We start from the raw sequence: 12183 nt of genomic DNA, 5'->3' as shown, positions 1-12183 counted from the left end.
TAAGTTTTAAGAGCGGCGAGCAGATTCGATGGGGGTAGGTGTAGGTAAATTTAGACCTCGACCAATTTTAGCATCATGCTCTGATTGAATAGACTGAATAATAGAAGTCAATTTAACAATATGCTGCTCTTGCTCTTGCAGTTTTTTGAGATGGGACTCAGAACGCTTGCGGCTGTCCTCTAGGGCTTTACGGGTTTCTAGAAAATAGCCGTAATCATTGGTTGCATCCAGCAAACTCACTGCTTTGGCACGATTTTCTTCCACCTGTTTGATTTGTTGACGTAGACGGTTGTTTTCTTCCACTGCACAATCATATTGATGGCGTAAACCGCGCAGTTCTTGATGAGTAAGGGTATCTTGCTGGATACGGCGTACAGTGCTAATCCACCAACCAATGCCTATTCCCAGTGCTAGAGCACTTATGCTTAAAATAATAGTTGATAATGAAATATCCAACATGATTAGTGTTTATCCTGTAACACTGTCAGGGCAATACGTTGATTAGTTTCTCGCCCTGAACGGGTTGTATTAGTGGCAATTGGATGAGTAGAGCCATAGCCAACCGCCACCAATTGTTGGGGATTAATCCCGTTCTTCACTAAGTAGTCCACCACGGCTTGTGCTCGAATTTTGCTCAGCGCTAAATTACCCAATGCCGTGCCTGTATTATCAGTATGCCCCGATATTTCAATTTTAATATCAGGATACTGTTTAATATCATGAGCCAATTTATTCAGTACACCAAAACTCTCAGAAGTTAAGGTGACTTGTGCGTAATCAAAGTGAATACTAGCTAGATTAATCTGTTCTAATGGATGAGCTTGTGAGGGGATATACAGACCGTTCTCGTCAAGATCATTCATGTTGGCATTAAAATCAAGCACCGATGTTGCCTGACTCGGTTGGATGCTAGTAGTGAGTTGATGTACTCCTTCAATCTGGCTGAGTTGTGCTAGATAGGGTTTGATACGTTCTGCTTCTGTGGTGCTAAGTAGTAACGTTCCATCTCGACCACTAAACTGTACGGGTGTTTCTAGAAAACCTAAGAGATCTAGTGCTTGACGCGTACGTTGAGTGAGGTCGACCTCAATACTGTTTTGTTTCCAACTGAGCGTAATGGCTGTTAAACAGACAATAAATAGCATGGTTGTTACACCAAACATTAACATAGGGTTCCAAGTCCGTTTAGAAAGGCTCATGACACTGCTTCTCCCTGATGCAGTTTAAAATTAATCAATAAAATAGAGACTTCCTGTCTACCTGCCATTAGCTTTAATGCTCTTATGGCAGGTCATTATGAAGTACTGAACAGAGTTAACTAGAACACTAAGGATATTCGTTTCTAGGTTTCTGACCAAATGCGTTTACAGGGAGTATTGTTATTGTCAGTTAATGAACGAGAGGATTTCGCGAGCTTGTTGTTTTTGAGTGTCATCGCCTTCGCGCAATACTTCCTGTAATAACTCGGCGGCGGCCTTAGTATCGCGCTTATCCAGATAAGCCCGTGCGATATTAAGTTTTAAACGTCCTTCATTAAAACCCAATGCTCCTTGTCGATATAAAGGCTCACCAAGATTCGTATCTACTTTGAGCGTATCCGGTGGGTTTTGGGTTGCTGTTACTGAGCTAGTATCTGGGGTAGATAGACTAGCCACTGGGCGACGACGTACCCACCATAGCAGAGGGAATAATAATAACGCCGCTCCACCGCCTAAAATCCAAGGTAAATTAGAGTTTTGTTGTTTACTTTGTAGCTCTAAGGTGAGTTGACCATTTAGCTCCCGCGCTTCTTGCAGGGCTTGACTCAGCTCTTTATTCGTAGTTTGTTGGGCAGCTAGCTGGGTTTTAACAAGCGATAATTGCTGATCGTGTTCGGTCGTTAGCTCTTGTGCCGCTTTTAATTGGAGTTGCAAGGCTGCATAGTCTGCTTGAACTTTTTTAAGCTCATTGCTGAGTTGAGTATTTAACTCATTATCAGTGCTAGTAGTTGGGATTGAATCAGTCGAGGTAGCCGCTACTTTTTCATCCAGTGTGGTGACTTTACCTTCAAGTGGTTGGCTAGTGGTGTTGTATTGACTTTGTTCTGTTTCAAAGCGTTTCAGCAAGCGTTTTAGTTCAATATTTTCTTTTTCAATCGCTTGCAATTGGGTGCTTAAGGATTGTTTTTCAGTACGGAGTAGTTCAAAACGGGTATGCGCTTCTTGGTCTAACGGTGCTGTATCCTCTAGCACTAAAGGCTTGCCGACAATGAGGCGATTAGGATTATTAGCGACAAAGGCATCAGGATTATTCGCATGTACCCTACGCATCATCTCTAGTGGATTATTGGCATTAGGATAGTGCGTATAAATAATATCGCTTAAGGTGTCGTTAGGTTGGATAGTAATAGTTTTTGCTTCAGCAGTAGCTGTAGCAGCTAAGCAAAGTAAACCCACTTTAGATAAAAATGCTAGAGAATGTGTTAGGGGTTTAATAGGGGTGCGTGAGGTCATTATAACGACTACTTTTCAGTTGAAATAAATACACAATGACGGTTTCCTATTGCGGCTGATCCGTGTGATTGCCGCTAGGAATCGAGCAAGTTGCTTAAATAATTTTAGCAATATTTTCGGCAGCTCTACGAACATCTAGAAAAATCAAACCTAGACGTGCATTAGGCTTTGCCAATACAGTGATGACCGCATCTTTCCCAGCATGAGTCATTAAGATATAACCATGATCTCCTTTAATCAGTACTTGTTCTAATGCACCACGGGCTAACTCCTCAGAGGTGCGATCACCGAGCGATAACATAGCGGCACTCATAGCACCGACGCGATCTTCATCCATACCACTCGGTAGCATAGAGGCGATCATTAACCCGTCCGTTGATAACACTGCTGATGCTTCAATATCAGCAGATGACCCATTCAAATCGCTCAGGATCGAGCTAAGCATTTCGGATCGCATATTATTGTCTCCTTGCGATGATTCATCGTAACGATGATGTCGATTTATAGTTGGTTTATAGTGATTCCGGCTTAGTAGTGCCGTAGCGTAATTCCAATGCCCAAACCAGTTGCTTGAATATGGGTTGGTTAAATTGAGGGATTCCACCAATGATGAGGGTAAAACGATTATTGCCGATATAAACAGGCCAAAACCCTAACTCACTGTTCCCGGTAGCATCTACTAAGCCCCAGGCTCGCTGATTATAGCGGAGATTTCCTTGCAATAATGCTTTATGTCGTGCATAGACCGCAGTTAAATTCGCACTTAATGCGGCTAACTCCTCCGCCGCCTCATGAGGAAATCCCGCACTGCCTAAATATAGCCCACGACTTTCAGCCAAAACGGCTTTACCTTCATCTGAAAGTGCGCGTAATAAACTCGGTAATAGGCGCTCTAAGGACTCATGTGGGGCTTGTTCGGGGTGCTCTAAACCGGTAATTAAACCCGCTTCTTGCAGCCAATGCACAAATTCCAGCGCTCTTTGACGTTTCATACCACTGAGCTGACACGCTATTTCAGTATTAAATAGCGGGGTTTGACTTTCTTGTAATAAACGATGCAAAAAGAGCCGACCCGGTTCTTCATGATTATCTTGGACTGTATAATAAACGCCGCCGGGTGTTACGCCGAGATATAAATTATCACTTAATACATATTCACTCATCGACAGAAACCCCCGGATCTAGTGAGTAAAGCAGCGCTTGTATGAGCGTTATAACATCCTTACGATTACGGGCATCAATCTCAAAGACTGGGGCATTTAAGCCTAATTGCTCTAACCATTGATGGTATTCAGCAATGCCTGGCCTACGCTGCAAATCCATTCTGGTAATACCCACTACCATTTGTTGTTGTTCAATAAATTCACGAAATGCATGAGTATAAAATTTTAGATCCTGAAAGGGATCTGTGCGTGTATTGTCTAATAACAGTATTAGGCCGATTCCTCCTTTAATCAGAATATTCCACATAAAGTCAAAGCGCTCTTGTCCTGGGGTTCCATATAAATGAATACGTTCATCTCCCTCTAGTGTAATCAAACCATAGTCCATCGCCACGGTGGTTTGTGGTTTGCGACTTTGAGTCATATCTGAGGCGAGCGCATCTGTCGTAACGGTGCGAATATCGCTAATGGCATTAATAGCCGTGGTTTTTCCCGAGCCGACAGGACCTGTGAAAATGATTTTTTTATTGGTTACACTCATACAGTTACTTTGCTCCTCCTCCGAGTAGACGCTTCAATAAACGCGAGAAGAGTCCACGGTTTTTCTTAGGCTCGGTTATTGAGTTAGATGTTGGAGCCGCTTGCTCCTGATGTAACAGCAGGAGGTAACTGCTGGCACTATGAAAGGCAAACACATAGCGTTGTGGAATACCTAGCTGTTTGGCTATGTCAAAAGGGGTTGCTGCTTGTTGAGTCCACAATGCCGCAATACTCATGACATGAGGGATGGATTCCATACGAGTAAGATTAGGCCAATGTTTGAGCCGATAGGTTTTATTAGGATCGTATAATTGGTGTAGACGTCCGCCAGAGGTTAATAAGGTGGTTGTCCAAAGACAGGCATCTAAATCATAGAGATGGGTCGGATGCTGTTGCACATAGGCATCTAATTGAGCCTGTTCTACAGCCGTTGGGATATGAATATGTACTTGATTGCTAGTGATGGGGTAGGTACATAAATCTGCAAACTCAGCACCATGAATATCCAACGAGCTAAAAGCATAGTTGGGTTGAGGTAGCAACAAGATATAGTGTTGACGAGTGATAAATACCTGAAACACTTGCCCCGTTTTTTTAGCTTGTTGAGTAGCCTCCATGAGCGAGCCGAGTAAGTATTGATTGGCATCAAAAATATGCCGGTCACGCTGTAAATTTTCGGGGGTAGTATCAGGTAGCGTGCCACACAATAAAGACCAGCGTTGTTGCTGCTTCACTGAATCCCTATTACTAGTCGGCTCAACCATAGGGGTAACCGTATCCCGCACTAATAAGAGCTTAGGATTACGCGTACTACTAGGATTAGTATTGGTTTTAGGAGCCGCCTCAAACGGTGTTCTGAGGGTAGTAACCGATATGTCTTCCGACAGGAAAGATTGCGGTGCTGAAGCAGGTATAGAGCTGACTTTAGGTGTAAGGACAGGATCCAAAGCAGGCTGGGCAAAGTCACGTGTGGAGGGTATAGGTGTTCCTACAGGTTTAAGTGTTGATGCAGAGGATGAGGCTGCAGCAGAGGCAGGAACTACCATTTTTTTATTGTGGTTTTGTAATAAGAGTTGTACCCGTTGCGCCGCATCAGCCAAAGCTTTAGTGGTCAAGGGTTTAGCTACCCAAATACTATTAGGCAAATCAATATCTCGAATAGAAATAATGATGCAAGGTTGAGACTGGCTCAAGTGAATCCTTTCCCATTCTTCATGTGCGCCGGGGTGATCGTAATCAATAATAAATGTTTCAGCCTCATGCGCTGGGGTGATACGAAATAAATTTTTACCGGCTCCTGCGAAGAAAAACTCTAAGATAGCTCGATTATGCGGACTGATGGTTAGCATGCTTGCTTTCAAGATGTCATTCTGCATCATCATCGAGACTCCCATTCCATGACTGTATTACCATTGTACGGCTTCCTGCCTTTTGTCAAACCATGAGTCGGGTACAATGAACCCCATTTTTTGCATCGTATTAATCATTTGATTTAAGCGCCCCTGATCGCGGGTATACTGATAAATATTTAATAATTCTTGGTCAAATATCGGATCATGAGCAGGGCGTAAACACTCAGCCTCAAGTAATTCACGCGCCCGCTCTACTTGACCATATTCTAAACAATCATAAACCTCTTCTAATACCGAGGCATATTGTTGAATTGTCGTCGTTTTTTGTAATTGAACCAGTACCTTCGGTTTAGTCGTATTACCGGATACTAAAATAGAACCCTCACGCCACGGTGAGTCGAGTACAGGTGTTTTGAGCCAGCTTTCAAAATAGGCATTATCTATATTAGAAAGATAAGGTTGTGCTACCTCCAAGAGTTCCTCACGTAAAGCCTGCCCAGATGTCCCTAATGCAATAAATAAATCTTGTAAAGTACCCGCTAACTTACTATGTAAGACAGGACGGGTTGCTAATAATACCCTCTGCGTGTGAGCACGCAGATCGTGAGGGTAGCGTCGAATATGATGTGTAAAATAATGCCATGTGGTCAAGGGGTCAAAACTCTCATCAAACTGCAGAGATTTCACATCGGGCACTCTGAAAACTAGATCAACCTGGGGCAAACGTCCTGATTTTTCAGCACTAAATAAATTTTCTAACATAAACTCTGTCGATTACATAGCGGGCTTTATTTAGTTTATAGTGTGCGAAGTGGTTTTCAACAGAAGTTTTTTTAATTATCAGCGATAAATTTTAGCGTACAATCATTAGCCAGGTAGGGGCAGTGTGGTCTAACATAAGTTCTGAGCCATATTAAATTCTATAATAATTGGTAAAGTAGGTCAGCGAGGAAGTTCAATGTGGTATTTGATGAGCCAAATAACTGTATTCTTAGTTATTGCTACCCTTGGTGGGGTGCTCTTGGGGTGGTGGGGGCGCGGTTTGCGTCAGCCCAAATTACCTGGCAATACTTTACCTTTAACCACCGATCCCTTTGAGGCACGTTTTCGATTAGAACAATGTCATCGAGACAATGCCGATTTACGCCGTGATTTGAAAGAAAAAGAAGATCATCTAGTGAAGCTACGCTCTCAGCTAGATGCCGTCGGCGGCAATACGGATTTGGTCGTGCGTTTGCAAGCGACCGAAGATCAAGTCAGGGCATTACTGCAAGACTTGCAATGGCGCGATGATACAATATCAGCCTTAGAACGTGAGCTAGCACAACTGCGAGCAGCACGTTGAATCTTTTTAATTAGCAATAGGAACAATAAAATCGATGTCTGGCAACCCTTCTTCTTTACATACCTCTCAGCTTGATACTGATATTGAGGTAATTGGTGATATTTCATTTCGTGGCACCCTTTATCTACAAGGACGCGTAAGCGGCAATATTGTGGCACCCGTAGAGTCGAATGCTTCTTTACATTTACAAGAAAACAGTGAAGTAGCGGGTGAGATTCGAGCGCCTACCATTATTGTGGCGGGAAAAGTTGCAGGTGATATTTTTGCCTCTGTGCGTATTACGCTCACCTCTAGTGCCGAAGTAACAGGCAATATTCACTACTCAGAAATTAAGGTTGAGCAAGGGGCTACTATCAATGGCAGCTTGATGGCTTTGGGTAAGCCAGAGGCTTTTTAAATTTACTAAGTTTAAAGTAGTTAGTGTAAAAAATTTACTGTACTCGCGCTATAATGTAATAAGATATATACCAAGTTAACTAGATTATAAGAGGTAACTAGGATGTCACTTTAGATAGCCTAGTTAACTTGATCGGGCTTCGTGTTTTTATGTGTTTATTATTTATTTGCGGAGATTAACAATGACTCAATTACGTTTAGTATTAGCTACTTTATTAACTGCTTTAGTTTTAACTGCTTGTGGTGGTAAAGACGAGAAAGCGGCTGAACCAGCAGCGGCTCCTGCGGCAGCACCGGCTGCTACGGCTCCTGCAGCAGCACCAGCGGCTACGGCTCCAGCAGCAGCTCCTGCTGACCCAGCGACACCACAATAATAACGGCTTAGTTATTAAGAAAAATAGGGCGGATTTTCCGTCCTATTTTTTTCTGGCATGATAGCTGTTTAGCTTGACGCTTAGGTAGGATCTATCATGTCTGACTCTCACTTCAAATATCATGTGTTCTTTTGTACTAACCAACGCGCTAATGGTGAAAATTGCTGTGCTAATTATAATGCTAGTGCACTACGTGATTATACCAAACAGCGTTGTAAAGCCTTAGGTCTAAATGGTGTAGGTAAGGTACGTATCAATAATGCGGGTTGTTTAGATCGCTGTGATTTTGGCCCTGTGATGGTGGTGTATCCAGAGGCGATTTGGTACAGCTATGTTGATGAATCTGATCTCGATGAAATCATTGAAAGCCATTTGAAAAATGGTCAACCTGTTAAACGCTTGATGGTCGACCAAACTCCATGATGCAGCGCCTTAAATATTATGCACAGTTAGTGCGTTTAGATCGCCCTATTGGTATTTATTTATTATTGTGGCCTACCCTTTGGGCATTATGGATTGCTGCTGAGGGGCACCCATCCCTGTCATTAGTACTTATCTTTGTGCTAGGCGTGGTTTTAATGCGTTCGGCAGGCTGTGCTATTAATGACTATGCTGATCGTGATATTGACCCTCATGTCGAACGTACTCGCAATCGTCCTCTTGCGGCGGGGCATATTTCGGCACGTGAGGCTTTGCTCGTGTGCGGAGTATTGTGCCTAACTGCTTTTATCCTCGTACTACAGCTCAATACTAAAACCCTTATTTTATCCTTAGGGGCGGTGTTTTTAGCGCTAACCTATCCCTTTATGAAGCGTATTCACTCCCTACCCCAAGCCCATTTAGGAGTAGCCTTTGCGTGGGGGATTCCTATGGCTTTTACTGCGACCACTGATGAGTGGCCTCCTTTACTGGCTTGGGTCTTATTTGCCGCTTCTCTGTGTTGGACGGTGGCCTATGACACCATGTATGCCATGAGTGATCGAGAGGATGATGTAAAAATTGGGGTTAAATCATCCGCTATATTCTTTGGGCACTATGACAAGTTAGTGATTGGTATATTGCAAATACTAACCTTGGCATTACTGATTTGGGTGGGGCAGCTCGCTGAACTAGGGGTATTTTATTATGGTGGTTTAGTCGTAGCCGCAGGATTTGCGCTTTATGAGCAATATTTGATTAGAAAGCGTGAGCGTTTACCCTGTTTTCAGGCGTTTCTCAACAATAATTGGTTTGGTTTAGCGGTGTTTCTAGGCTTAAGTCTGGATTATCTCTTGCCTGCACCCCTATAATCCGTCTTTTGCTAATTGCTGTGGGGCGAGGATGTCTAGACAAGCCAGTTTTAATCGTGAAGAACTCTTACAATGCGGTCATGGGCAGATGTTTGGGCCTGGGAATGCTCAGTTGCCAGTACCGAATATGCTCATGATGGATCGTATTATAGAAATTACCGATAACGGTGGGCCACACGGCAAGGGCAATATTATTGCTGAGCTGGATATCAATCCTGATTTATGGTTTTTTGCCTGTCATTTTCCGGGTGATCCTGTGATGCCCGGCTGCTTAGGTTTGGATGCTATGTGGCAAATGGTGGGATTTTATTTAGCTTGGCTGGGTAATCCCGGACATGGACGCGCATTAGGGGTGGGCGAGGTTAAATTCTTTGGTCAAGTCCTCCCTAAGGCTAAAAAGGTCGTCTACAAAGTGGATTTAAAGCGGGTAATTACCCGTAAATTAGTGATGGGAATTGCCGATGGTAGTCTAGAGGTGGATGGGCGCGAGATCTACACGGCTAAGGATTTGCGGGTAGGTTTATTTACCTCCACCGAGTCTTTTTAACTCTGCTTGGAACATAATGGTATTTTTAATACCTAACCACATAACGCTAATCAAAATCATCAGTAGCGGTATTTTGTATACGGCTACTGAGTAAGCTGAAATTTTTAATATAACGCTATTTTAAAAGGCTATGTTGTTATGAAACGTTGGTTAATAGGTCTAATGTTGGCTTCTGCTATGGTAAGTGCTACGGTACACGCGGAGGAGGCACAAAAATATGATCGCGTGGCTTTCAGTGCCAATGCCGAGCGTGAGGTCGAGAATGATACCGCTATTGCCGTGTTATATGCCGCTGAAGAAGGGCAGGATAGCACCTCATTGTCTGCAAAGGTGAATAGTGCGATTACGTGGGGGGTAGCTGAGGCTAAAAAGATCGATGGTGTGGAAGCACGCACTTTAAGTTATACCACTTACCCTAGTTATGATGATAAGGGCAAAATCATTGGTTGGCAGGTACGCCAAACCTTACAGGTCAAAAGCACTGAAATTAATGCCATGAGTACTTTGCTGGGCAAGCTACAAGAGCAATTACGTATCGAGTCCGTCAATTATGCCGTCTCGCCTAAGGTACAAAAAGCGATTGAAGATGAGCTAATTGCAGAAGCTTTAGGTAATGTTAAACGTCGTGCTGCTCAAGTTCAAAGCAATATGGGGCGTTCAGAATATCGCGTCGTAATGCTGAATATTCAGTCAGGTCAGCAAGTTTTTATGCCTAGAGCGCCTATTGCCATGATGAAAGCTGCTACCATGGATGCGGCTCCAGCGCCGGCTTTAGAGGCGGGAAAACAGACTTTAAGAGTCGATGTCGCGGCAGAGATTGAGTTATCAGCAAAATAGAGATTGCGAGAGTGGGGTAGATTTTGCTAGCATACCGCCCTTTCGTAAATTCGATATACCACACTTTGAGGAACTTCAACATGAAGCCCGGTATTCATCCAAATTATAGAGAAGTCGTATTCCAGGATCTAACTAGCGGCTTCACGTTTTTGACTCGCTCCACGGCGGAAACTAGAGATACAACCGTATTTGAAGGGAAAGAGTATCCCCTAGTGAAGGTTGAGATTTCTAGTCAATCTCATCCTTTCTATACAGGGAAACAAGCCAGCGCTCTCGCTACGGCTGGTCAGATTGATAAATTCAATCGCCGTTATCAACGCGGTTAATTTTACTTTCCCGCCTTGCGCTAAAAAAGCACTCTTTAGGAGTGCTTTTTTTATTTGTAGATAAAAAAAGGCTAAGTGCTGCAATTGGGATTACAACTTTTTAATGCAGTGATACACTCATGACTCTAATCTACTAGCTAGACATTAACCCATTCAACAGGCTTGTAAGGATAGGGCGAACAGAAAATCTAAATGCTATTTGGGGTAGTTAGATTTTTTATTAGCACCCGTAGCAAAAAATAGCTCAAACTAACCCTAGTGTTTTGAGCCAATAGGAGAGAGATTCATGATTAAAGATTTACGCCAAGAGGCCTTGCAGTATCATGCTGAGCCTAAACCCGGTAAAATCGCCTTACAAATCACCAAACCTACCAATACACAGCGTGACTTATCGCTGGCCTATACCCCTGGCGTCGCCGAACCTGTTAAAGCGATTGCGGCGAATCCAGAAGATGCCTATGCCTATACCAGTAAAGGTAATTTAGTGGCTGTCATTAGTGATGGCTCCGCTATTTTAGGACTAGGTAATTTAGGGGCTTTGGCAAGTAAGCCCGTGATGGAGGGTAAAGGCGTACTCTTTAAACGCTTTGCTGATATTGATGTATTTGATATTGAGGTGGCTACCCAAGATGTCGAAGAATTTATTACGGTAGTAAAAAATATTGCTGGAACCTTTGGCGGTATTAATCTTGAGGATATTAGTGCGCCGCGTTGCTTTGAAATTGAAAAACGTTTGCAAGCGATGCTGGATATTCCGGTATTTCATGATGATCAACATGGCACCGCAGCGATTATTGCAGCAGGTTTGTTGAATGCCTTAGAACTACAAGGTAAAACGATTGAGCAAGCAAGAATAGTATGTCTAGGGGCAGGAGCCGCTGGTATTGCTTCCATGAATTTGCTCACTGCACTCGGTGCTAAGAAAGAAAACCTATTTGTGGTGGATAGCAAAGGGATTATTCATACCGAGCGCAATGACCTAAATGAATATAAAGCAGCCTATGCTCAGACCACTTCGCTACGTACCTTAGCAGATGCCTGTAAGGGTGCGGATGTCTTTATCGGTTTATCAGGCCCTAATTTACTAAGCGCAGACATGCTAGCGTCTATGGCAGCCAATCCGATTGTGTTTGCCCTATCTAATCCTAATCCTGAAATTGCTCGTGATGTAGCGCTGCAAACCCGCGATGATTTAATTATGGCGACCGGGCGCAGTGATTATCCGAATCAAATTAATAATGTCTTAGGCTTCCCATTCTTGTTTAGGGGTGCTTTAGATGTACGCGCAAAATGCATTAATACCGAAATGCTCATGGCAGCCGTACATGCTCTTGCCCAATTAGCACGTGAGCCTGTACCTCAGGAAGTATTGGATGCTTATAACTTAAAGTCTATGGAGTTTGGTAAAGATTATTTTATTCCTAAACCCTTAGATCCGCGTTTACCGGAGCGTATTCCTGCGGTAATTGCGCAAGCAGCAATTGCTTCAGGAGTCGCGCGTTTAAGCTAGTAGTCTGGTCTT

Annotated in this window: 17 protein-coding genes; 9 read left to right on the top strand and 8 right to left on the bottom strand. The window is 43.4% G+C overall.

The window, feature by feature from the left end:
• Nucleotides 1–6 precede the first annotated feature (6 nt).
• The 8 genes from A3IK_RS0101370 to A3IK_RS0101335 form a co-directional block, all read right to left on the bottom strand.
• Nucleotides 7–459 carry a hypothetical protein gene (locus A3IK_RS0101370; protein ID WP_020558163.1) on the bottom strand — a complete coding sequence of 151 codons (453 nt, stop codon included), beginning with the start codon at nt 457–459 and terminating at the stop codon, nt 7–9.
• A gap of 2 nt (nt 460–461) precedes the next feature.
• Nucleotides 462–1199 carry an OmpA family protein gene (locus A3IK_RS20000; protein ID WP_083915645.1) on the bottom strand — a complete coding sequence of 246 codons (738 nt, stop codon included), beginning with the start codon at nt 1197–1199 and terminating at the stop codon, nt 462–464.
• 186 nt (nt 1200–1385) lie between these two features.
• Nucleotides 1386–2492 (bottom strand): FimV/HubP family polar landmark protein, encoded by a 1107-nt coding sequence (locus A3IK_RS0101360; protein ID WP_020558161.1) that lies wholly within the window; start codon nt 2490–2492, stop codon nt 1386–1388.
• A 94-nt stretch (nt 2493–2586) separates the two neighbouring features.
• Nucleotides 2587–2949, bottom strand: coding sequence for a roadblock/LC7 domain-containing protein (locus A3IK_RS0101355; protein WP_020558160.1), 363 nt, complete (start codon nt 2947–2949; stop codon nt 2587–2589).
• 55 nt (nt 2950–3004) lie between these two features.
• Nucleotides 3005–3655 carry a hypothetical protein gene (locus A3IK_RS0101350; RefSeq protein ID WP_020558159.1) on the bottom strand — a complete coding sequence of 217 codons (651 nt, stop codon included), beginning with the start codon at nt 3653–3655 and terminating at the stop codon, nt 3005–3007.
• Nucleotides 3648–4196 carry a GTP-binding protein gene (locus tag A3IK_RS0101345; RefSeq protein ID WP_020558158.1) on the bottom strand — a complete coding sequence of 183 codons (549 nt, stop codon included), beginning with the start codon at nt 4194–4196 and terminating at the stop codon, nt 3648–3650. The genes A3IK_RS0101350 and A3IK_RS0101345 overlap by 8 nt, the downstream gene beginning before the upstream one ends.
• A 4-nt stretch (nt 4197–4200) precedes the next feature.
• Nucleotides 4201–5577: a hypothetical protein gene (locus A3IK_RS0101340; protein ID WP_020558157.1), complete on the bottom strand. Its 1377-nt coding sequence runs from the start codon at nt 5575–5577 to the stop codon at nt 4201–4203.
• A 24-nt stretch (nt 5578–5601) separates the two neighbouring features.
• Nucleotides 5602–6309 (bottom strand): hypothetical protein, encoded by a 708-nt coding sequence (locus A3IK_RS0101335; RefSeq protein ID WP_020558156.1) that lies wholly within the window; start codon nt 6307–6309, stop codon nt 5602–5604.
• 208 nt (nt 6310–6517) lie between these two features.
• Here A3IK_RS0101335 and A3IK_RS0101330 point away from each other — a divergent pair, with 208 nt between their 5' ends.
• The 9 genes from A3IK_RS0101330 (at nt 6518) to A3IK_RS0101290 (ending at nt 12171) form a co-directional block, all read left to right on the top strand.
• Nucleotides 6518–6892, top strand: coding sequence for a hypothetical protein (locus A3IK_RS0101330; protein ID WP_162596599.1), 375 nt, complete (start codon nt 6518–6520; stop codon nt 6890–6892).
• 34 nt (nt 6893–6926) lie between these two features.
• Nucleotides 6927–7289, top strand: coding sequence for a bactofilin family protein (locus tag A3IK_RS0101325; protein ID WP_020558154.1), 363 nt, complete (start codon nt 6927–6929; stop codon nt 7287–7289).
• A 181-nt stretch (nt 7290–7470) separates the two neighbouring features.
• On the top strand, nt 7471–7662 hold the full coding sequence (locus tag A3IK_RS0101320; protein ID WP_020558153.1) for a hypothetical protein: 192 nt from the start codon (nt 7471–7473) through the stop codon (nt 7660–7662).
• 96 nt (nt 7663–7758) lie between these two features.
• Nucleotides 7759–8085 carry a (2Fe-2S) ferredoxin domain-containing protein gene (locus A3IK_RS0101315; protein WP_020558152.1) on the top strand — a complete coding sequence of 109 codons (327 nt, stop codon included), beginning with the start codon at nt 7759–7761 and terminating at the stop codon, nt 8083–8085.
• A complete protein-coding gene (gene ubiA, locus A3IK_RS0101310) occupies nt 8082–8951 on the top strand; it encodes a 4-hydroxybenzoate octaprenyltransferase (RefSeq protein WP_020558151.1) in 870 nt (289 codons plus the stop codon). The genes A3IK_RS0101315 and ubiA overlap by 4 nt, the downstream gene beginning before the upstream one ends.
• Before the next feature lie 31 nt (nt 8952–8982).
• Nucleotides 8983–9498 carry a 3-hydroxyacyl-[acyl-carrier-protein] dehydratase FabA gene (gene fabA, locus A3IK_RS0101305; protein WP_020558150.1) on the top strand — a complete coding sequence of 172 codons (516 nt, stop codon included), beginning with the start codon at nt 8983–8985 and terminating at the stop codon, nt 9496–9498.
• Between the two features lie 138 nt (nt 9499–9636).
• On the top strand, nt 9637–10335 hold the full coding sequence (locus A3IK_RS0101300) for an SIMPL domain-containing protein (protein ID WP_020558149.1): 699 nt from the start codon (nt 9637–9639) through the stop codon (nt 10333–10335).
• An 80-nt stretch (nt 10336–10415) separates the two neighbouring features.
• Nucleotides 10416–10661, top strand: a complete 246-nt coding sequence (locus A3IK_RS0101295) for a type B 50S ribosomal protein L31 (RefSeq protein WP_020558148.1) — start codon at nt 10416–10418, stop codon at nt 10659–10661.
• A gap of 286 nt (nt 10662–10947) precedes the next feature.
• Nucleotides 10948–12171, top strand: a complete 1224-nt coding sequence (locus tag A3IK_RS0101290) for a malic enzyme-like NAD(P)-binding protein (RefSeq protein ID WP_020558147.1) — start codon at nt 10948–10950, stop codon at nt 12169–12171.
• Nucleotides 12172–12183 lie beyond the last annotated feature (12 nt).

Origin of the sequence: Thiofilum flexile DSM 14609 (genome assembly GCF_000380185.1) — a bacterium.
GTDB classification, from domain to species: Bacteria; Pseudomonadota; Gammaproteobacteria; order Thiotrichales; family Thiotrichaceae; genus Thiofilum; species Thiofilum flexile.
This window is presented reverse-complemented; position numbering and strand designations above follow the sequence as displayed.